Genomic DNA, 20,025 nt, shown 5'->3' with positions numbered 1-20,025 from the left:
ATGCCCGCCGCGTTTCGCCCTATAAGCTTTCGGAATGTACCCGCCGGATACCGCCTTGAACCCGCTTGACAAAGATATCGCCGCCATTGCGCGCATAGACGCCGTCCCGACCATTCTCGACGTCGTGTGCCGCACGACCGGCATGGGCTTTGCCGCCATCGCCCGTGTGACGGATGAAAAGTGGATCGCCTGCGCCACGCGCGACGATATCGGCTTCGGGCTGAAGCCCGGCGGCGAGCTGGAGCTGCGCAGCACGATCTGCGACGAAATTCGTCAGTCGGGCCAAGGTGTGATCATCGACGAAGTCGCTGCCGATCCGTATTTCGTGACGCACCACACACCGCTTCAGTACGGCTTCCAGAGCTATATCTCCCTGCCGATCCATCGCGCCGACGGCAGTTTCTTCGGCACATTGTGCGCCATCGACCCGAAGCCCGCGAAGCTCAACACACCGGAAACCATCGGCATGTTCCGCATGTTCGCGGACCTGATCGCCTTTCACCTCGATACCCAGGACAAGGCCGAGGCTTCGGCGCTGGAACTGGCCGAACACCGGGCCACCGGCGAATTGCGCGAGCAGTTCATCGCCGTTCTGGGCCACGACCTGCGCAATCCGCTGGCCGCCATCGCTTCGGGCTCGCACCTGCTCGACATGCCCTTGCCCGAAGATCGCCAGAAGACCGTCATCGCCATGATCCGCACCTCGGCGGCGCGCATGGCCGGACTGATCGACAATATCCTCGACTTCGCGCGCGGCCGCATGGGCTCAGGCGTCGGCATCGATCTGGAGCGTCAGCCGGTTCAGCCGGTGCTGGAACAGGTCGTGTCGGAATTGCGAATGGCCGCCCCCGACCGCGTGATCGAAACGCATTACGACCTGCCGCAGCCGGTGACCTGCGACGCCAAACGTCTGGCGCAGCTCTTTTCCAACCTGCTCGGCAATGCCCTGACGCACGGCGCGCCCGATCAGCCGGTCCGCGTCTCAGCCCGCACGGAAAACGGTCACTTTATCCTGTCGATCGCCAATGGCGGCGAGGCCATCCCCGAAGCCGCCCGCGCCCGTCTGTTCCAACCCTTCGCGCGCGGCGAGGTCAAGCCCGGTCAGCAGGGTCTGGGGCTCGGCCTCTATATCGCCTCGGAAATCGCCAGTGCCCACGGCGGCAGCTTAAGCGTCGCGTCGGACGCCGCGGAGACGCGCTTCACGCTGGACATGCCCGCCTGATGCGATCCGTGCTGTTCGTCTGCCTTGGTAATATCTGCCGCTCGCCGCTGGCCGAGGGCCTGTTCCGCCATCACGTCGAAACCGCAGGCCTGAGCGACCGGTTCACGATCGACAGCGCGGGGACCGGCAACTGGCATAAGGGCGAGCCGCCCGACCGGCGCTCGATCGCGGTCGCCGCGCGCTATGGTGTGGCCATTCATGAACAATGCGCCCGGCAACTGCACGCGGATGACTTTCACCGCTTCGACCTGATCCTCGGCCTCGACCGCGACAATGTCCGCAATATTCGCACCCTCATGCCGGACGATGCTACCGCGACCGTCGCGCTCTATCTCGATGAGGCGCTGGGCATCAGCAAGGACGTGCCCGACCCTTACTACGGCGACGCGCGCGACTTCGAGACCGTCTATAATCTTTGTGACAAAGCCTCTGTCGCCTTGCTGGCCAAGTTGACAAAGCCTGCCCCCTGACGCCAGATACAGCCTTCAGTATTTTTATCTTGTCGCGATATTTTGCGGAAAACCGCTAACACTTTTCCGAATATCGCTCAGTTTTTATTTTGTCGCGATATTTTGCGGAAAACCGCTAACACTTTTCCGAATATCGCTCAGTAAGGAGCACCGCGTGGTCAAGCCCTCGGATCAGGACTTCAGTCAGATGATCATCAACCATATCAATATCGGCAATAGCGACGCCCAGAAATCCGAACCCGGCGTCGCCGGTGCGGCCCTGATGCACGCCGCGGCGCGCTTCAACGCCTATGTCAGTTCGCTGCAATATGTGTCGCCGCGCATCATGCAGGACCGCCGTCAGTTCGAGATCGATCACTATCTCAAGCTCTACAAGGAAATGCTGGAGCAGCATTACGACGAATATGTCGCGAACTACGACCAGTACCGCACGCCCCCCAAGATAGGTTAAGGAGATAGGTTGATCATGAGCGACCCGAACCCCTCGCCCGAAGCCTTCCGCCAGATGGCCTCGGAATATATCGAAGTCGCCAACCGTCAGGGTCAGGACGCCTATGTGGGTGCCGTGGCGACCGCCATGCTGCACGCCGGGGCGCGCTATGCGGCCTTCGTCGCCGCCAGCAACAGCCCGAACAAGACCCAGATGCAGTTGTCGCGTAAAACCAATCTCGACCAGATCACGGCGCAGTTCCGCACCTATCTCGAAGGTCATTACGACGAGCATAGCGAAAACTACGACAGCTACATCAAGCGTTAGAAAAATACTCAAAAGCCCCGGTCCTTCCGGGGCTTTTTTTCACAGCGGTTCCGTTGACAAATCCCCCTCCCTCACCCCACATACGGCAAATAAATCAACGAGGAGCACCCAGTGGCCGAAGTTTCCAACGAACGATTCAATGAGTGGATCGTCGAGCATATCAATACGGCGAACAGCCATCTGCCCGAAAGCAATCCCGGCGTCGCCGGTGCGGCCCTGATGCAGGCGGCGGCGCGGTTCAACTGCTTCGTATCGTCGACGCAGTTCGTCAGCGGGCGCGTCATGACGCAGAACAAGGACGCCCATATCGACCATTACGTGAAGCTGTATCGTGAATATCTAGAAAGCCATTATCAGGACTATACCGATAATTTCGCCGCCTATTCGCCGCCGGTCCTGGGGATTTCCAAAACATGAGCCAGACGACTGAACCCACCTTCGGCGACCTGGCCTCGGCCTATATCGACACCGCCAATGCCCAGGCAAAAACGAGCGACAGCGCGCTGGTCTCCGCCGCCCTGTCGCACGCCGCCGCGCGCTTCACGGTGCATGTGGCCGCCGGTAACGCGCTCGACGCCACGCAGTTCGCCGCCAATCGCAAGGTGTTCATGCAAGACGCCTTGAAACATTACGCCGACTATCTGGAACACCATTACGCCGAATATGTCGATCAGTTTGCCCGCAATACGGGCCGCGAATAGAAAAAGCCCGCTCAATCGAGCGGGCTTTTTTAATAGGCTGAATTAAAGAATATACCGACTCAGATCGGCGTCCCCGGCGATCTCGCCCAGACGCTGCTTCACATAGGCCGCATCGATGGTGACGGTCTGACCCGCCTGATCGGCGGCGGTGAAGCTTAGGTCCTCCATCACCTTTTCGATGATGGTGTGCAGGCGGCGCGCGCCGATGTTCTCGACCTTGGCATTGACCTGCGCGGCGGCGGCGGCCATCTCGACGATCGCGCCGTCGTCAAATTCCAGCGTCACGCCCTCAGTCGCCATCAGGGCCTGATTCTGCTTGATCAGATTGGCTTCCGGCTCGCTCAGGATGCGGCGGAAGTCGTCCTGCGTCAGCGCCTTCAGCTCGACGCGGATCGGCAAACGGCCCTGCAATTCCGGCAGCAGGTCCGACGGCTTGGCCACGTGGAAGGCGCCCGACGCGATGAACAGGATGTGGTCGGTCTTGACCGGGCCGTACTTGGTCGAGACCGTCGTGCCCTCGATCAGCGGCAGCAGGTCGCGCTGGACGCCTTCGCGCGAGACGTCGGCCCCGCCGCGTTCGGACTTCGAGGCCACCTTGTCGATCTCATCGAGGAAGACGATGCCCTCCTGCTCGGCCAGGGACAGGGCTTCGCGGGACACGGCTTCCTGATCGAGCAGCTTTTCCGACTCTTCGGACAGCAGGATCGGCTGTGCCGCCGCGACCGTCAGGCGCACGTTTTTCTGCCGCCCGCCCATCGCCTTTTGCAGCATGTCGCCGAGGTTTATCTGATTGCCCGCCTGACCGGGGATTTCGAACATGCCGATCTGCCCGCCGGTATCGGCGACGCTCAGTTCGACCTCCTTGTCGTCCAGTTCGCCGTTGCGCAGGCGCTTGCGGAAGCTGTCGCGCGTCGCCGGTTGCGAGCCGGGGCCGACCAGCGCATCGAGCAGGCGTTCCTCGGCAGCGGCCTCGGCCTTGGCGCGGACGCCCTGACGGTTCTTGTCCTTGACCATAAATATGGCGGCTTCGACGAGGTCGCGGACGATCTGATCGACGTCGCGGCCGACATAGCCGACCTCGGTGAACTTGGTCGCCTCAACCTTGATGAAGGGGGCATTAGCGAGCTTCGCCAGACGCCGCGCGATCTCGGTCTTACCCACGCCGGTCGGGCCGATCAGCAGGATGTTCTTCGGCGTGATCTCGTCGCGGATGGCCGGATCGGTCGCCTTGCGCCGCCAGCGGTTGCGCAACGCCACGGCTACGGCCTTCTTGGCGTCGGTGTGGCCGATGATATGGCGGTCGAGTTCCGAGACGATTTCACGCGGGGAAAAGGTGGTCATTACAGATTCCAATATCTAAAGCGCATTCCGAAACGAAGTTCGACGAAGTCAAAAGTGTGCAGCGGTTTTTGGATCAAATGCGCGATAAAGCTTTAAGCAAAGGCCGCGACATCCGGCGTCCGGCACATCAGGCGCAAGCCGCCCGACACGGACGCATCCGACGGCGTAAAGCCTGCCTTTTCGCAGCAGCGGACGGCGGCGGCGTTGGCGGTGTGCGGGGCGACACGGACGACCTGAGCGCCCTTCTTGAACATGCCCTCACACACCATGCGCAGGGCCTCGGTGCCGACGCCTTCGCCCAGCAGCGAGGCATCGCCGATGAACAGGTCGATCAGGAAGGTGCCGCGCGGCGTTTCCGCATAGCACGGGTCATCGGCCTCATGATCCGGGCAGCATTCGTAGCTCTGCACATAGCCCGCCGGCTGGCCGTGCCAGTTGAAGATATAGCCGGTGCCGTTGGCCGCGCCGACATAGGCGAGCGCGTCTTCGACGGCGTCCTCGGCGGACTGGCCGTCGTGGCCCCACCATTGCTGCACGTGCGGAGACGACATCCACAGCAGGAGCAGGCCTGCGTCATTATCGGTCAGGGGGCGGAACGAGATCACGCTTCCAGTTTCTCCAGGGTGACATTGCCGTTGGTATAGACGCAGATTTCCCCGGCGATCTTCATCGCCTTGCGCGCGATGACCTCGGCGTCGGGTTCGTAATCGAGCAAGGCGCGCGCCGCTGACAGGGCGTAGGTGCCGCCGGAACCGATGGCGGCCACGCCATCTTCGGGCTCCAGCACATCGCCGACCCCGGTAATCGTCAGGATATGGTTCTGATCGCCGACCAGCAGCATGGCCTCCAGACGGCGCAGATAGCGATCCGTGCGCCAGTCCTTGGCCAGATCGACGCAGGCCCGCGCCAGTTGATCCGGATAAAGCTCCAGCTTGGCCTCAAGCCGCTCCAGCAGGGTGAAGGCGTCCGCCGTTGCCCCCGCAAAGCCGACGATCACCTTGCCGTTGGCGAGGGTGCGGACCTTCTTCGCCCCGCCCTTGACGATCGTCGGCCCCATCGAGACCTGACCGTCACCGGCGATCACGGTCTTGCCGTTCTTGCGCACGGCCACGATCGTGGTCCCGTGCCAGTTAGGAAAATTGCTGTCTGTCATCCTCGTTACTTGGCGTGTTTGGAGTTGCGATTCAAGTCCCGCAGTGCCATTTCATCCCCATGTCCTTACCTAAGCTCCCCCCCGAACTTACAGACGACGATCTCGACCGCTACGCCCGCCATATCGTGCTGAAGGAAATCGGCGGATTGGGGCAGATGCGGCTCAAGGGCGCGAAGGTGCTGATCGTCGGTATGGGCGGTATCGGCGCCCCTGCCGCACTGTATCTGGCGGCGGCGGGGATCGGGACGCTGGGCCTTCTCGACGACGACACGGTGTCGCTGTCGAACCTGCAACGACAGGTGCTTTATGCCACCGGCGACATCGACGCAGGCAAGGCCGAGACGGCACAGGCGCGGCTGTCGGCATTGAACCCCCACGCCGAGTTGATCCTGCATCCGGTGCGCCTCACTGAGGCCAATGCCGCCGGGATCATCGCGGGTTACGATATCGTGCTGGACGGCTGCGACAATTTCGAGACCCGGCATCTGGTCAACCGCGTCTGCATGGCACAGGGCAAGACGCTCGTCTCCGGCGCACTGGGGCGCTGGTCGGGGCAGGTCGCCGTATTCAATGGGCAACCCTGCTATCAGTGCTTCGTGCCGGACATCCCGCCCGATGCCGAGACCTGCGAACGCGTCGGCGTGGTGGGCGCTCTGGCCGGGATCATCGGCTCGATCTGCGCGCTGGAGGTCGTCAAGCTGATCACCAAGGCCGGAGAACCCCTGATCGGCAAGCTTATGCTGTTCGATGGCTTGTCGATGACCTCGCGCGTGATAGGCTTGCCGGCGGAACCGGACTGTCCGGTATGCGGGAGCCACGCGTGAGACGGTTGTTTTTGAGCCTGAGTCTTGTCCTGATCGCCACCGCCGCGCAGGCCGGTCCCGGTGATGCAGCCTTGGGCGAAGACCTGTTCGACCAGTACTGCGCCGCCTGTCACGACACCGGGGTGTCGAACGGTCAGGGCCCGTCGCTTAAAGGTGTGGTTGGACGCCGGATCGCCGCCGTGCCGGGCTTTGCCTATTCGACACCGCTGAAAGCCGCCGGTGCGAAAGGCGAGCGCTGGAGCGAGGCCCAACTTGACAAGTTCCTGACCGAACCGTCGAAGATGTACCCCGGCACCGCCATGCCGCAGGCCATCGGCAAACCGGAAAGCCGTGCCGCGCTCATCGCGTTTTTGAAGACGAAGTAGGCGCCTATTTCTTTTCCGGCGCGCCGACAAAGGCACGCAGCAATTTTTCCTGATCCAGATTCTTGGTCAGGCCCTCAAGGCCCTCGGCGACGTTCGGGTCCTGAAACAGGGTTTCCATCGCTTTTTCGCCCAGCGAACCGAACGCGGTCTCCAGAGCCTCAGGGCCATCGGCACGCATCGCCTCGGCGGTCTCGGCGCGGCAGTCTTCGGTCAGAAGCCGCATGGTCAGGGCGCCGACCTTGCGGTCGATTTCTTCGCGTTCCTGAGGCGTGACCTTTGCCATGTCGGCGACGCCCGGATGATGGGAGACCGCCGAAAAAATCCAGCGCACCAGCACCACCTGATCGGCCTCGGTCGTGGTGCGCGAAAAACAGGCCCCCAGCGCCGTGCTGGCCGGACCAGCGGTCGCTACCGACGGTGTAATCGCGCACAGCGCCAGCCCGGTCATCAGGGCGAAAATCGTTTTGAATGGCATGGTTCCCTCCTCGAACAGATCACAACCATAGCGCAACATCCCCCCGCCCTGTCAACCGACGGATCGTCGCTTCATCCGGTCTCATTGCTTTCCTGACGACGACGCAGGACACGTCCCGACGATGATCCATCGCCAGCCGGCCGCGCCCGAATATCGGTAGACACACACCTGTTGCCCCGGTTCGACCGAGCGGTAAAAGTGGTCATCCACGGAAACCTCTTCGCCCGCTGCACGGTCGCCCCACGCAGTGACCTCAAGACCGTCGCGATGCTTTCCGGCGTTTTTCTCCAGCACCGTCACGGGAAAGGTCTGCGCTTCCGATCGGTCGAGATACCAGTTGCCGAAGACCAGAAGCCCCCAGAAATAGCCCAGATAAACCACGCCGTAGATGATGATTGACCATTGCCAGCGCCGCTGTTCGACCCACCGCATCAGACCGTAGGCCACAAGGCTCAGACCTGCGGCTATGGCTAAAGGCACCTCCCAGTCGATCATCTCGATATCGAGCATGGCCCTCAGCCCCAGAATGCCCGCCGGCATAGCCGCCCAGTCATGCAGGGACAGACGATTGTCATCTTCGTCCTTATGCAGCATCCAGCGCTTCCGGTTGAGGACGACCGCGCCTACGGTCAAGGCTGGCAAGGCCGCCAGACACGCCAGCGCCCACAGGTACGGCGACGGATAGATCATGCCCCACAGTCCGCAGGCCAAGCCGATCATGCCGCCCCGGCCTATCCACGTCTCCTGAGTGGTGACCGCCTTATGCCGCGCCTCTTCGGTATCGCCATAGACGGGATTGGCCAGAATTCTGTCTGCCGCCTCCCGTTCTTCCTTCGCATCCAGATTATCGAAATCCTCGAACCAGAGCAGGAAATCCTCATCCTTGCGACCGAAATTGGAGATAGTTACCGTCTTCGATTTGGGGGCGTTGTAAACGACGGTAAAGTGCAAGGCGCCGTATTGGTTCTGGATATTGCGGGCGCCCACTATGTCGCGCTTCATCACCACGACACGACGCAGCAAATCCTGAAACTCGAACCGGTCCGCGTAGAAATCCAAGTGACTTCTCAGGCTGAGCAGGCTTGAGAAGCCGCAAATCAGCCCTATGGCCGTACCCATTACGCCTAGAAGGATGTCGTTCCAAGCTGTTTGCCCCAACGTCCACACGGCACCGGCGACGGCCGCACCGACGCAGAGTACGCCAAGCACCGCCATCAGCCAGAAGGTCCTGGGTCCGTAGCGGTATACGCGCGGAATATCGGAACTTTCGGAATGCATTTCGTCCCCTTGAGCCCAGCATAGCAAAACATTGGACCGTGACCAGCCCGATCGATTAGACATTCCCCGCGTTTTCCTGTATAGGCCCGCATTCGCTCCCACATCTGTTGCTTATCCGAAGGTTCCCTCCGTGGCCTATACGCTCGACCTGTCCGCAAAACCTGCCATTCAAGTGGTTGGCCAGAAGGTCAATATCACCGGCCTGACGCGCGACGGCCTGATCGCGGCGCTCAAGGAATCCGGCGTGGTCGAAGAGCGTAAAGCCCGTATGCGCGCCACGCAGATCTGGCGCTGGGTCCACCATTACGGCTTCACCGATTTCGAGCAGATGACCGATATCGGCAAGGATCAGCGCGGTCCTCTGGCCGAGAAATTCACCCTCGCCCGTCCCGAAGTCGTCGAGCGTCAGGTGTCAAAGGACGGCACGCGCAAGTGGCTGATCCGCATGGCACCGGGCATCGAGGTCGAGACCGTCTATATCCCCGATGTCGGCCGGTCGGGCGCTTTGTGCGTCTCGTCGCAGGTCGGCTGCACGCTCAACTGCTCGTTCTGCCATACCGGCACGCAGAAACTGGTGCGCAACCTGACTGCCGCCGAGATCGTGGCGCAGGTGCAGATCGCGCGCGACGACCTTGAGGAATGGCCGTCGCCCAAGGAAGACCGCAAGCTGTCGAACATCGTTTTTATGGGCATGGGCGAGCCGCTGTACAATCTCGACAACGTCGCCGACGCCATCGACATCATCTCCGACAACGAAGGCATCGCCATTTCGCGCCGCCGCATCACGGTGTCCACGTCCGGCGTGGTGCCGGAACTGAAGGCGCTGGGCGAGCGCACGGCCGCCATGCTGGCCATCTCGCTGCACGCGACGAACGACGATCTGCGCGACCTGCTGGTGCCGCTGAACAAGAAGTATCCGCTGGTGCAACTGATCGAGGGCATCCGCACCTATCCCGGCATTTCCAACGCCCGCCGCGTGACCTTCGAATACGTCATGCTGAAAGACGTCAACGACAGCCCCGCCGAGGCCCGCGCCCTGCTGAAACTGCTCAAGGGCATCCCGGCCAAGATCAACCTGATCCCGTTCAATCCGTGGCCCGGCACCAACTATCAGTGCTCGGACTGGCGCACGATCGAGTCGTTCGCCGCCATCCTGAACAAGGCAGGCTATGCCTCGCCGATCCGCACCCCGCGCGGGCGCGATATTCTGGCGGCCTGCGGTCAGTTGAAGTCCGAAAGCGAGAAGGTCCGCGCCTCGGTCCTGCGTAAAGCGGGTCAGAATGGGACAGATGAGGTGGAAACCGAACTGCCCTACGGCCATCTGGCGTCGGGAATGGTTTGATCTTTCCCCTCGCCCCTTGGGGAGAGGGTGGACAAAGACGATAGTCTTTGGCCGGGTGAGGGGGAAATCTTTCCTCCTTAGCCTAATTCTGTCTCAAATTACACGAATGGATTGAGTGACTCCCCCCTCACCCCAACCCTCTCCCCGCAGGGGCGAGGGGGCGCGGATTACGGCCTTGATATTGCACTGCGCTTAAGCCAATACTTGTCGTCCGCGCGGGACCGCGGGCGTATTTGGGGGCTTAAGCGTCATGATACCCGACTTTCTCAATCTCGATTTCCTCACCCCCGAAGTGCTGCGGCCGGAAATTCAGGCCTTCGCTGCCGGTTTCCCCGTCACCCTGTTGCACGCCGGTGTGACGCTGCTGATGCTGGTCATCGGGGCGACCCTCTATTCGATCCTGACGCCGTACAAGGAAATCCAGCAGATCCGCGACGGCAATTCCGCCGCCGCCGTCGCCTATGGCGGGGTGATCATCGGCCTGGCCGTGCCGCTGGCGGCGTCGATGTCGGCATCGGACACCGTGCGGGAAATCCTAATCTGGGGCGGTGCGACCGTTCTGTTGCAGTTGTTCGTCTTCCGCATGGTCGACTTCCTGCTGACCGGCCTGCCGTCGCGCATCAATGAGGGCGAGGTCTCCGCCGCCGTCCTTCTGGTCGCCGCCAAGCTGGCCGCCGCCCTGATCCTCGCCTCCGCCGTCTCCGCCGGCTAGGCATAGAGGTTTAAGATGACACTCCTGCCCGACTGGATGGTATATGGCACGGCGGTGGCGCTTCTGGTCGTCATACCGGGCCGCTGGGGCGACAAGTCGATGTCGCCGCCCGCCCCGCCGCCGCCGGGCGAAGGCGAAATGGCGCTGTTTGCCGCCTATACGCCGTTTTCCCACGCCGAAATCATCACCCTGCCGCTGATGAACAAGATCGAATACCGCGGCACGGCCTTTTCGGTCTCCAAATCCGGCGAGTGGGTGCTGTCGCGCGAAAGTATCCGCAACTGCCGTTACCCCTTCCTCAATGTCGGCGGCAATCTGGGGGTGCGCATCCGCGTCCAGTATAAACGCAGCCTCGACAACTACGTGCTGGCGGTGACCGACAGCGGCGCCCGGCCCCTGCCCTTTGCCGACCCGGCGACGATCAAGCCGGGGATGCGCGGCTTCATGCCGGGCTATCCGCACGGGCAGGTCGGCGAGGCGACGGGCCGCCTGATCGGCAAGACGAAACTCAGGACCGGCAAACGCTTCCAGAAGCCCGAAACCGTGCTGGCCTGGGCCGAAGCCGGGCATACGGCGCAAATTCCCGGCAGCCTGAACCAATTGATCGGCGGCCCGACGCTGAACGCGCAGTCGCAGGTCATCGGGATCACGCTCAAGACCAATCCGCGCCGGGGGCGCATCTATTCCTCGACGCCGGAAACCGTGGCGAAGATCGGCACCACGCCGTCGCGCAAATACGATTTCGAGCACGAAGACCTGCTGACCCGCCGCAATTACGGCGTCGTATCGGATACGCTGCGCCGCGAATACCGCGTGGCTCAGGTGGGCTGTATCCAGAGCTGATTGTATTATACCTCCCCACTACGTGGGGAGGGGGACCGCGCCTGAAAGGCGGGGTGGTGGGGGCCTTACGGAGGTTCAATGCCCACTGTAGCAAGTAAGCAAGAACCCCCACCACCACATCTCACCGACTTCGTCGGCTCGTGCGGTCCCCTCCCCGGCATAGCCAGGGAGGTATAATATGGCGGCAAGAAACGGGAGGTGACAGGGCGCGACGCGCGTGTAAGTCTGACCGCCCTTTTGCGGAGTTCTCCCAATGATCCCCGGCGACCTTGTGCCTTTGGAACGCGCCCATATGACGGCGCTGTCCGAGGCCGATCCGAAGCTCAAGCCCCTGTTCGCCGCGGTCGGCGATCTCAATTTCCGCCACCGCGCCGGCGGGTTCGAGGGCCTGCTGCGCCTGATCGTCGAGCAGCAATTGTCGGTCAAGGCCGCCGATTCCATCTGGCAAAAGGTGCGTCTGGGGCTGATCGAGGTTCTGCCCGCCAACCTGCTGGCCCAGACCGACGACGCCCTGCGCGGGCACGGCCTGTCGCGGCCCAAGGCCAGATATGCCCGCATCCTCGCCGAGGCCGTCCACGACCGCAGCGTCGATTTCGACCGCCTGCCCGGCCTCGATCCGGAGGCCGCCATCACGCATCTGACGACGCTCAAAGGGATCGGGCGCTGGACGGCGGAGGTTTATCTGATGTTCTGCGAAGGCCGTCTCGATGTGTTTCCCACCGGCGACATCGCGCTGCGCGAAGCCGTCGGCTGGCTCGACGGCCTTGAGGCGCGGCCTGACGAAGCCTATTGCAAGGCGCGCGCCGAGGTCTGGTCGCCCTACCGTTCGGTCGCCGCCCATGCCCTGTGGGGCTGGTACAGCGCCGTCAAGCGGGGCGAACTGAGCCGGACGTTTTACTGACGGGTATAGATGCGCAGGAAGATCGGCTTGTTAGGCCCCGTACCGCTATTGTCAGCCCAGGTCACCGCAAAGCCGTTCGGCGACGCGCCGATGGATACGGCATCGAGCGACACGCCCGACATGGCCTCGAACTCCGCCATATACTTCGTGCCCTCAGGCGTAATAATCTGCCCCGCCAACCGGTTATTGACCTCGTACAACAGGACGTAATTACCGCCCGTCAGGCCCACGCCACCGCGATAACTGGCGCTGACGGTGGTGCTGTTGGTCACGCTGACAGTTGCACCATAGGTCGAGCCGTCACTGGCATAGGCCTGACTGCGCAAATTATAGGCCGACGGTCCCGACAGTGTCCACTGGGCGACAAACCTTGCATTTTCCAACGGCAGCAGACTGGCGCCGAAGGCCTCCAGACCGCCCGCCAAAGCGATGGGTGCGCCCGACGTGCCGCCCAGAGCGCTGTAACGCTGCACCGACGCCTTGAGAATGCCGGAGGTGTTGGGAATGGCGTTGTCGTCATAAACCCCGACGAAGGTGCCGTCGGTGAGGCCAACGGCCATATAGGAGGGTATTGTCCCGCCGATAAAGCCCGTCGGGAAACTCTTGAGCAGCAGTTCGGAACCCACCACGGCACCCGAGTTGGTATAGATTTGCGCCCTCACCCCGTCACGGGTCGTCACCGCCATCAGGTCCTGCGCCCGGTCACGGTAAACCACCATGAAGCCACCACTGACCGGTATGATCTGACTGGTGAGACCGTCGGCCACCGTTGTGGTATTCACCTTGAATTCCGCGCCCGACTTCGCGCCATTGACATCGAAAAGCTGCGCCCGAATGGCGCGCGACGTTGTGCTGGCGTCTTCCCAGGCCACGACGAATCCACCGTTCTCCAACGCCAGTATGGCGGGTCGGCTCTGATCGCCGGCGGTCGTGGTGTTGGCGGTCAGCTCCGTTGTCACCGCCGCGCCCGCCGGGGAGATGATGCGCAACAGGATAGCTGATCCGGCGGTATCCGGCGTACCCGCCACGACGGCGCGATCGGTCCAGGCGACGACATAGTTGCCCCCCTTCAATCCGGTAACAACGGTATCGCCGCGGAATCCCCCCGTGCGTGTGTTGACCGTGACGACCGTTCCCGCAGCGTAGCTGGAGGACGAAGACGACGACGAGGTTGAGGACGACCCGCCCCCACTCGACGACCCGCCGCCGCCTCCACCGCAGCCATGCACCATGACGACCGCGAACGGAATGGCGGCCAGAATCAAGGCCTTGCGCAGATATCCATGCATTATAACTTCCCCCTTTTGACCGCGCTACGGCGGCAACCCCCTCGACACCTCCGGACGACCGACCGTCCGGCATGTTTCAACATTGAAACATGCCATCTTGTACAGGCGTTGCCATCTCATGGCAATCCTGAGGCGTTGCGACAGGCATTCGGGGTCGGCTTATTTACCGCTTACACAGGGGCTCAGGGTGCGCCATATCAACCTTATGCGGGCTCGGAGATGGTGAATATCCAATCACAAAGTACCCCGAGGAGCTTCCCATGGATATCTACGGCTATATCAAGAAGGACCACCGTCGCTTTGAGGACCTGATGGAGCAGGTCGAAAAGGCCCGCACGACCGCCAAGCGTCTCGACGTCTTCCGTACGCTCAAGGCCGAGTTGATCATCCACGCCAAGGCCGAAGAGCAAAGCCTCTATGCGGCGATGGACAAGGCGACACGGTCGAAGGCGGTCGAAAAAAAGCTCGATCACACGACCGAAGAACACGACGAGATCGAAGGCTTCCTCAAGCAGATTTCAGCCGCCTCGCCGTCCAGCGATCAGTGGATGATCCATTTCGGCGAACTTAAACACGCCTGCGCCCACCACTTCGAGGAAGAGGAAGGCACACTATTCGAAAAGGCCAAGGGCTATTTCGATGCCGCTCAGGCGCGCCAACTGGCCAAGGACATGGACGCGCTCAAGCGCGAAATGATGGCGGATGCTTAAAGCGTATTGATAAAAAAGCCCGGTCAACCGACCGGGCTTTTTTGTTAAAGCCCCGCGCCCTTGACCAGATCGGCGACCACCGACGGATCGGCCAGGGTCGAGATATCCCCCAGTTGATCGGGCGCACCTTCGGCAATCTTGCGCAGAATACGGCGCATGATCTTGCCCGAACGCGTCTTTGGCAGACCCGGTGCCCATTGAATGACATCCGGCGACGCAATCGGGCCGATTTCGCGTCTGACCCAGTTGCGCAGCTCGGTTTTCAGCGCGTCGGTTGGTTCCACGCCCTTGACCAGCGTCACGTAGCAATAGATCCCCTGCCCCTTGATATCGTGCGGGAAACCGACCACGGCGGCTTCGGCGACGGCGCTATGGGCGACCAGCGCGCTTTCGACCTCGGCCGTGCCCAGACGGTGGCCCGACACGTTCAGCACGTCGTCGACGCGGCCCGTGATCCAGTAATAGCCGTCCTCGTCGCGCCGCGCGCCGTCGCCGGTGAAATACATCCCCGGATAGGTCGAAAAATAGGTCTCGATGAAGCGCTGATGGTCACCGAAGATCGAGCGCATCTGCCCCGGCCACGAGTCGCAAAGACAGAGATTGCCTTCGGTTGCGCCGGTCAGCACCTTGCCCTCGGCATCGACCAGACAGGCCTCGACACCGGGCAGCGGGAAGGTCGCCGACCCCGGTTTGAGCGCCGTCGCCCCCGGCACTGGGGTGATCAGATGGCCGCCGGTCTCGGTTTGCCACCACGTATCGACGATCGGGCATTGCCCGTTGCCGACGACGCGGTGATACCACAGCCACGCTTCGGGATTGATTGGCTCACCGACGCTGCCGAGCAGGCGCAACGACTGACGCGAGGTTTTCAAAACGGGTTCGTCGCCGTCGCGCATCAGAGCGCGAATGGCCGTCGGCGCGGTGTAGAAGGTCGTCACCTGATGTTTGTCGATGACCTCCCAGAAGCGGCTGTTGGTCGGGTAGTTCGGCACACCCTCGAAGATCAGTGAAGTCGCCGCATTGGCCAGCGGCCCATAGACGACGTAGGAGTGGCCCGTCACCCAGCCGACATCGGCGGTACACCAATAGACATCACCGTCTTGCCAGTCGAACACGGTCTTGAACGTATAGGCGGCCCACGCCAGATAGCCGCCGGTGGTGTGCAGGACGCCCTTGGGCTTGCCGGTCGAGCCCGACGTATAGAGGATGAACAGCGGGTCTTCGGCGTTCATCGGTTCCGCGGGACACTCGGCGCTCAAGGCATCGAGTTCCGTCTCGACGCAGACATCGCGGCCTTCGCGGTTGATCGAGCAGCCCTCGCCGGTGACGAATACCGTCTTCACATCCGGGCACTGCAAGAGCGCCAGATCGGCATTGGCCTTGAGCGGAATGGCCTTACCACCACGTCGGCCTTCGATGGTGGTGATCAGATATTGCGACTGGCAATCGAGGATGCGTCCGGCCAGACTGTCGGGTGAAAAACCCCCGAAGACGACGCTGTGGACCGCGCCGATGCGGGCGCAGGCGAGCATGAAATAGGCCGCTTCCGGCACCATAGGCATATAGATGGTGACGCGATCGCCCTTCTTCACGCCGTATTTTTTCAGCAGATTGGCGCGCTTGCCGACCGCTTCGGCGAGTTGCACATAGGTGATTTTGTACGATGTACCCGGCTCGTCGCCCTCGAAGATGAAGGCCGTGTGGTCGGCTTTTTCCGGCAGGTGGCGGTCGATGCAATTGGCCGCGACGTTCAGCTTGCCGTCGTGAAACCAGCGGATGCGGAAATCTTCGCGGTTGAACGACACGTCCTTGACCTGCGTGAACGGCGTCGTCCAGTCGAGCGCTTCACCAAGCGTGCGCCAATGGGCGTCGGGGTTGCTTTTGACCAGATCGCGCTGAGCCTGAAGCTGCGCCGCCGTCACCGTTTCGGCGCGGGCAAAGTCGTCGGGTACAGGAAAAAGCGTCGTATCGGTCATGAGCGTCCTCGGTATTTTATTCTTAAAACTTACCTTGAGATAAGCACTGCCCTCCCCCGGTGTCGAGGGCGCACGCTTCAAAAAAACGTGGTCAAAGCAGCGGGAAAGGCCTAAATGACGGTTACAAAAGATACCGAGGTTCCCATGCTGCTCGCCCACTCGACCTGGCCCGAAATCGACGCCTTCCTGAAGACCTCGAAGACCGTCATCATCCCCATCGGCTCCAACGAGCAGCACGGCCCGATGGGCCTGCTCGGCACCGACTGGCTGTGCCCGGAAATCATCGCCCACGCGGCGGAAAAGCAGGGCAATATTCTGGTCGCGCCGACGTTCAATATCGGCATGGCCCAGCACCATCTCGCCTTTTCCGGCACGATTTCCTTGCGCCCGTCGACCTTTATGGCCGCCATCGAGGACTGGGTGAAGTCGCTGGGGCGGCATGGCTTTCAGCACATCTATTTCCTCAACGGCCACGGCGGCAATGTCGCCTCGATCGAAGCGGCGTTCTCGGAAATCTACAGCCAATGGTCCTATAAGGGTATTCGCTGCCCGTTCGCGCTGAAACTGACCAACTGGTGGGATCTGCCGGGCATTGCGTCTTTGTGCGCGCGGCAGTTCCCCGTCGGTCACGGCAGCCACGCCACGCCGTCCGAGATCGCCGTCACCTACGCCGCCTATCCCGACGCCGTGCGCGATGTGCCGATGGAGCCCAAGATTGCACCGAACGGCCCGATCCGCGATGCGCTCGATTACCGTGCGCGCTTTGCCGACGGCCGCATCGGCGCGGATTCGTCACTGGCCACGATTGCGCTGGGTCAGGAGATCATCGACGCGGCGGTCCCGGCCTTGTTGAAGGATGTCGAAAAGTTCAGTAACGAGGTGCGGCCTTAAAGGTTGTCGCGCATTTGATTCCAAAAACCGCTGCGCACTTTTCGGAATACGCTTAAACCGTCACCACCTCGTCGCCGCGCCGCTCGACCGGCCACGGTTCCAGATGGTCGCCCGCGCAAGGGCCGCCGATACATTCGCCGGAGTCTTTCAGAAACGACGCCCCGTGCCAGCGGCAGATGATGACGTCCTGTTCGCGGGTCTGATAATCGGTCTCTTCCTGATCGCCGCCCAAGGGCATGCCATTGTGCGGGCAGGCATCGACATAGCCGCGCGGCAGATAGTCGTCGAGGATGACGAAGCCTTCGAACCCCTCGACGCGATAAAGGACTGTGCCGGTCGTTTGCAGATCGGCCCAGCGACAGACGACGGTGCCGGGAGGCGGTCTCACCGTTCCGTCTTCAGCGGGCGCGACATCAGTTCGCCGATGGCTTCATCGACGCTGGCCTCACCCGACAGGATCGTTGCCACCATATTGCAAATCGGCAGTTCGACGCCCTGCTTTTCCCCCAGATGCTTGACGGCGGGGGCGGACTCGACGCCTTCGGCGACGGATATCTTGCCTTCCAGCGCCTCGGCCAGAGTCTTGCCGCCCCCCAGCGCCAGACCGACGCTCATATTGCGCGATTGCGGCGACGAGCACGACAGGACCAGATCGCCCATGCCGCACAGGCCGCCCATGGTCTCGGCCTCGGCCCCCAGCGCCACGGCCAGACGCGTCATTTCGGCGAAACCGCGCGTGATCAGGGCCGCGTGGGCCGAGCGCCCCAGACCCTTGCCTTCGGAGATGCCCGCCGCGATGGCCAGCACGTTTTTCAGCGCGCCACCCGCCTCCGCCCCGATCATGTCGTCGATCAGATAGGGTCGGAACGTCGTCGTCGCTATGGTCTTCAGAATACGCGCGCCCAGATCGTCGTCCTTGCACGCCAGGGTCACCGCCGTCGGCAGGCCGCGCGCCACCTCGGCGGCGAACGACGGCCCGGACAGGACCGCCGCGCGAGCCTGCGGCAGGGTCGCGGCCAGCACCTCGTTCATCAGGCAGTCGGAGCCGCGCTCGACGCCCTTGGCGCACAGGACGATCGGCAAGCCGTCGGCGACGTAGGGCGCAAAGGCCTTTAAGGTCGCGCGCATATGCTGCGCCGGGGGCACGGCGAGGATCAGATCGCAGTCGGCCAGATCGGCGAGATCCGCCGTCGCCTTCAATCCCGGCGCCAGTTCGATATTCGGCAGATAGAGGTGGTTCAGGTGGCGGCTGTTGATCGATTCGGCGACCTCCGGCTCACGGCATTGCAGCAGCACCTCGCGTCCCGCGCGCGCCGCCACAGCCGCCAAAGCCGTGCCCCACGCGCCCGCGCCGATGACGCCGACCTTTTGAAAAGGCTGCGCTTCCTGAAACTGGGTCAAGCCTTGGCTCCCTTGCGTCCCGAATTCTTGTGTATGGGTGCACTGATCGCGCGGCGCTCGTCAAGAGGCCAGCGCGGGCGGGCGACGGTCGTCAGGCTCTGACGGCGGAAATCCTCCCCATCGAAATCGGGTGCGCGTCGCTTTTCGGCGAAGTGTTCGAGGCCCGCCAGCGCGATCATCGCCGCATTGTCGGTGCAGTAGGCCAGCGGCGGCGCGACGAACGCGAACCCGTTTTTGGCGGCCAGAGCGGTCAGTTCCGCGCGCACGGTCTGATTGGCAGCCACGCCGCCCGCGACGACAAAAGCCGGTTTATCGACATCATTAGCCAGTTTGAAATCGACCATCGCCCGCGCCGAGCGTTCGACCAGTTGCCGCGCGATCGCCGCCTGCACCGAGGCGCACAGATCGGCGCGGTCCTGAGGCGTCTTGACCTGTTTCATGGCGATTTTCGCGGCAGCCGTTTTCAGGCCGGAGAAGGAAAAATCGCAGTCCTTGCGGCCCAGAAGCGCGCGCGGCAGCGTAAACCGTCCGGCATCGCCCGTTTTGGCTGCGCGCTCCAAAGCCGGACCGCCGGGATAACCGAGCCCCAGCGTCTTGGCGATCTTGTCGAAGGCCTCACCGGCTGCATCGTCGATGGTGGTGCCCAGCCGTTCGTAATCGCCGACGCCCCTGACCGACAGAAGCTGACAATGGCCGCCCGACACCAGCAACAGCAGGAACGGGAATGTCACATCGTGCGTCAGGCGCACCGACAAGGCGTGGCCTTCGAGGTGGTTGACGCCGATCAGCGGCAGACCGCGCGACAGGGCAAACCCCTTGGCGAAAGACAGTCCGACCATGACGCCCCCGATCAGCCCCGGCCCGGCGGTCGCCGCCACGGCATCGAGATCGTCGGCGGTGACGCCTTTGTCGGCGGCCTGAGCGAGCGCCAGTCGCGCCAGATCGTCGATGGTCTCGACGTGGCTGCGCGCGGCGATTTCCGGCACGACGCCGCCGTAAGCCGCGTGCTGCACGACCTGAGAATGGATGACCGAGGACAGGACCTCGACCGTGCCGTCGTCGGCCCGCCGCACGACGGAGACCGCCGTTTCGTCACAGCTCGATTCGATACCCAGAACGCAGAGAGACATATAGACCGCTTAATCCTAAAACCCCCTCTCCCTCAGGGAGAGGGGGTCGGGAGGAGTGCGAAACCTCAAAAGGGCAAATGGCCGCACGTCAAGGGGCTTGCAAGCCTCGGCGCTAAAATTTAGGAAAGGAAATTCGCAATCGAGGGCGGCTTCTTACCCCCTCTCCCCACTGGGGAGAGGGTTGGGGTGAGGGGGCATCTTCGTCCGGCCCCCTCATCCGCCGCTTCGCGGCACCTTCTCCCCA

Annotated in this window: 24 protein-coding genes; 14 read left to right on the top strand and 10 right to left on the bottom strand. The window is 62.5% G+C overall.

Translation table 11 applies throughout. The features are described 5' to 3' along the window. Positions 1 to 55 precede the first annotated feature (55 nt). From AEYBE204_RS36725 to AEYBE204_RS36705, 6 genes are all read left to right on the top strand, one after another. Positions 56 to 1,222, top strand: a complete 1,167-nt coding sequence (locus AEYBE204_RS36725; RefSeq protein WP_031231411.1) for a GAF domain-containing sensor histidine kinase — start codon at positions 56 to 58, stop codon at positions 1,220 to 1,222. Next, complete coding sequence (locus AEYBE204_RS36720) at positions 1,222 to 1,692, top strand: low molecular weight protein-tyrosine-phosphatase (RefSeq protein WP_023463646.1); 471 nt, start codon at positions 1,222 to 1,224, stop codon at positions 1,690 to 1,692. Before AEYBE204_RS36725 ends, AEYBE204_RS36720 begins: the two co-directional genes overlap by 1 nt. 154 nt (positions 1,693 to 1,846) lie before the next feature. Beyond that, a complete protein-coding gene (locus tag AEYBE204_RS0120745) occupies positions 1,847 to 2,143 on the top strand; it encodes a DUF3144 domain-containing protein (RefSeq protein ID WP_023463645.1) in 297 nt (98 codons plus the stop codon). Positions 2,144 to 2,158: 15 nt separating this feature from the next. Further along, positions 2,159 to 2,449 carry a DUF3144 domain-containing protein gene (locus AEYBE204_RS36715; RefSeq protein WP_023463644.1) on the top strand — a complete coding sequence of 97 codons (291 nt, stop codon included), beginning with the start codon at positions 2,159 to 2,161 and terminating at the stop codon, positions 2,447 to 2,449. A gap of 111 nt (positions 2,450 to 2,560) precedes the next feature. Then, positions 2,561 to 2,866, top strand: coding sequence for a DUF3144 domain-containing protein (locus tag AEYBE204_RS36710; RefSeq protein ID WP_023463643.1), 306 nt, complete (start codon positions 2,561 to 2,563; stop codon positions 2,864 to 2,866). Continuing rightward, positions 2,863 to 3,150: a DUF3144 domain-containing protein gene (locus AEYBE204_RS36705; protein WP_023463642.1), complete on the top strand. Its 288-nt coding sequence runs from the start codon at positions 2,863 to 2,865 to the stop codon at positions 3,148 to 3,150. Before AEYBE204_RS36710 ends, AEYBE204_RS36705 begins: the two co-directional genes overlap by 4 nt. Before the next feature lie 42 nt (positions 3,151 to 3,192). Here the strand turns inward: AEYBE204_RS36705 and hslU are convergent, their stop codons facing one another. The 3 genes from hslU to hslV all read right to left on the bottom strand — a co-directional run bounded on the left by hslU (position 3,193) and on the right by hslV (position 5,644). Continuing rightward, complete coding sequence (gene hslU / locus AEYBE204_RS36700; RefSeq protein ID WP_023463641.1) at positions 3,193 to 4,491, bottom strand: ATP-dependent protease ATPase subunit HslU; 1,299 nt, start codon at positions 4,489 to 4,491, stop codon at positions 3,193 to 3,195. Between the two features lie 92 nt (positions 4,492 to 4,583). Next, positions 4,584 to 5,096 (bottom strand): GNAT family N-acetyltransferase, encoded by a 513-nt coding sequence (locus AEYBE204_RS36695; RefSeq protein ID WP_023463640.1) that lies wholly within the window; start codon positions 5,094 to 5,096, stop codon positions 4,584 to 4,586. Continuing rightward, on the bottom strand, positions 5,093 to 5,644 hold the full coding sequence (hslV, locus tag AEYBE204_RS36690) for an ATP-dependent protease subunit HslV (protein WP_023463639.1): 552 nt from the start codon (positions 5,642 to 5,644) through the stop codon (positions 5,093 to 5,095). The genes AEYBE204_RS36695 and hslV overlap by 4 nt, the downstream gene beginning before the upstream one ends. 59 nt (positions 5,645 to 5,703) lie before the next feature. Between hslV and AEYBE204_RS36685 the strand changes: the two genes are divergently transcribed. Both AEYBE204_RS36685 and AEYBE204_RS36680 read left to right on the top strand, forming a co-directional pair. Further along, on the top strand, positions 5,704 to 6,468 hold the full coding sequence (locus tag AEYBE204_RS36685; RefSeq protein ID WP_031231407.1) for a molybdopterin-synthase adenylyltransferase MoeB: 765 nt from the start codon (positions 5,704 to 5,706) through the stop codon (positions 6,466 to 6,468). Beyond that, complete coding sequence (locus AEYBE204_RS36680; RefSeq protein WP_031231405.1) at positions 6,465 to 6,833, top strand: cytochrome c family protein; 369 nt, start codon at positions 6,465 to 6,467, stop codon at positions 6,831 to 6,833. Before AEYBE204_RS36685 ends, AEYBE204_RS36680 begins: the two co-directional genes overlap by 4 nt. A gap of 4 nt (positions 6,834 to 6,837) precedes the next feature. Here AEYBE204_RS36680 and AEYBE204_RS0120735 read toward each other — a convergent pair whose 3' ends face one another. After that, positions 6,838 to 7,308 carry a hypothetical protein gene (locus tag AEYBE204_RS0120735; RefSeq protein WP_155908474.1) on the bottom strand — a complete coding sequence of 157 codons (471 nt, stop codon included), beginning with the start codon at positions 7,306 to 7,308 and terminating at the stop codon, positions 6,838 to 6,840. An 81-nt stretch (positions 7,309 to 7,389) separates the two neighbouring features. Continuing rightward, complete coding sequence (locus AEYBE204_RS36675) at positions 7,390 to 8,586, bottom strand: hypothetical protein (RefSeq protein WP_023463635.1); 1,197 nt, start codon at positions 8,584 to 8,586, stop codon at positions 7,390 to 7,392. Between the two features lie 130 nt (positions 8,587 to 8,716). Between AEYBE204_RS36675 and rlmN the strand changes: the two genes are divergently transcribed. The 4 genes from rlmN to AEYBE204_RS36655 all read left to right on the top strand — a co-directional run bounded on the left by rlmN (position 8,717) and on the right by AEYBE204_RS36655 (position 12,384). Further along, the gene (gene rlmN, locus AEYBE204_RS36670; protein ID WP_023463634.1) at positions 8,717 to 9,928 is read left to right on the top strand and encodes a 23S rRNA (adenine(2503)-C(2))-methyltransferase RlmN; all 1,212 of its coding nucleotides are present in this window, start codon (positions 8,717 to 8,719) and stop codon (positions 9,926 to 9,928) included. Between the two features lie 250 nt (positions 9,929 to 10,178). Further along, the gene (locus AEYBE204_RS36665; protein ID WP_023463633.1) at positions 10,179 to 10,640 is read left to right on the top strand and encodes a DUF350 domain-containing protein; all 462 of its coding nucleotides are present in this window, start codon (positions 10,179 to 10,181) and stop codon (positions 10,638 to 10,640) included. 15 nt (positions 10,641 to 10,655) lie between these two features. After that, positions 10,656 to 11,483 carry a serine protease gene (locus AEYBE204_RS36660; protein WP_023463632.1) on the top strand — a complete coding sequence of 276 codons (828 nt, stop codon included), beginning with the start codon at positions 10,656 to 10,658 and terminating at the stop codon, positions 11,481 to 11,483. A gap of 253 nt (positions 11,484 to 11,736) precedes the next feature. Continuing rightward, positions 11,737 to 12,384, top strand: coding sequence for a DNA-3-methyladenine glycosylase (locus tag AEYBE204_RS36655; RefSeq protein ID WP_023463631.1), 648 nt, complete (start codon positions 11,737 to 11,739; stop codon positions 12,382 to 12,384). Here AEYBE204_RS36655 and AEYBE204_RS36650 read toward each other — a convergent pair. After that, positions 12,378 to 13,673 carry a hypothetical protein gene (locus tag AEYBE204_RS36650; RefSeq protein ID WP_023463630.1) on the bottom strand — a complete coding sequence of 432 codons (1,296 nt, stop codon included), beginning with the start codon at positions 13,671 to 13,673 and terminating at the stop codon, positions 12,378 to 12,380. The genes AEYBE204_RS36655 and AEYBE204_RS36650 overlap by 7 nt on opposite strands. Positions 13,674 to 13,933: 260 nt before the next feature. Here AEYBE204_RS36650 and AEYBE204_RS36645 point away from each other — a divergent pair, with 260 nt between their 5' ends. Continuing rightward, positions 13,934 to 14,383: a hemerythrin domain-containing protein gene (locus AEYBE204_RS36645; RefSeq protein ID WP_023463629.1), complete on the top strand. Its 450-nt coding sequence runs from the start codon at positions 13,934 to 13,936 to the stop codon at positions 14,381 to 14,383. Between the two features lie 44 nt (positions 14,384 to 14,427). Here AEYBE204_RS36645 and acs read toward each other — a convergent pair whose 3' ends face one another. Next, the gene (gene acs, locus AEYBE204_RS36640) at positions 14,428 to 16,359 is read right to left on the bottom strand and encodes an acetate--CoA ligase (RefSeq protein ID WP_023463628.1); all 1,932 of its coding nucleotides are present in this window, start codon (positions 16,357 to 16,359) and stop codon (positions 14,428 to 14,430) included. 144 nt (positions 16,360 to 16,503) lie between these two features. Between acs and AEYBE204_RS36635 the strand changes: the two genes are divergently transcribed. Then, the gene (locus tag AEYBE204_RS36635; RefSeq protein WP_031231401.1) at positions 16,504 to 17,250 is read left to right on the top strand and encodes a creatininase family protein; all 747 of its coding nucleotides are present in this window, start codon (positions 16,504 to 16,506) and stop codon (positions 17,248 to 17,250) included. 52 nt (positions 17,251 to 17,302) lie between these two features. On the opposite strand, the gene AEYBE204_RS36630 is transcribed toward AEYBE204_RS36635, so the two are convergent. From AEYBE204_RS36630 to tsaD, 3 genes are read right to left on the bottom strand one after another with little or no spacing between them, the layout of a single operon-like run. Beyond that, positions 17,303 to 17,638, bottom strand: a complete 336-nt coding sequence (locus tag AEYBE204_RS36630; protein ID WP_023463626.1) for a Rieske 2Fe-2S domain-containing protein — start codon at positions 17,636 to 17,638, stop codon at positions 17,303 to 17,305. After that, a complete protein-coding gene (locus AEYBE204_RS36625) occupies positions 17,635 to 18,651 on the bottom strand; it encodes an NAD(P)H-dependent glycerol-3-phosphate dehydrogenase (RefSeq protein ID WP_023463625.1) in 1,017 nt (338 codons plus the stop codon). The genes AEYBE204_RS36630 and AEYBE204_RS36625 overlap by 4 nt, the downstream gene beginning before the upstream one ends. Beyond that, positions 18,648 to 19,781 (bottom strand): tRNA (adenosine(37)-N6)-threonylcarbamoyltransferase complex transferase subunit TsaD, encoded by a 1,134-nt coding sequence (gene tsaD / locus AEYBE204_RS36620; protein ID WP_023463624.1) that lies wholly within the window; start codon positions 19,779 to 19,781, stop codon positions 18,648 to 18,650. Before tsaD ends, AEYBE204_RS36625 begins: the two co-directional genes overlap by 4 nt. Positions 19,782 to 20,025: the final 244 nt, after the last annotated feature.

Origin of the sequence: Asticcacaulis sp. YBE204 (genome assembly GCF_000495855.1) — a bacterium.
Lineage (GTDB): Bacteria > Pseudomonadota > Alphaproteobacteria > Caulobacterales > Caulobacteraceae > Asticcacaulis.
This window is presented reverse-complemented; position numbering and strand designations above follow the sequence as displayed.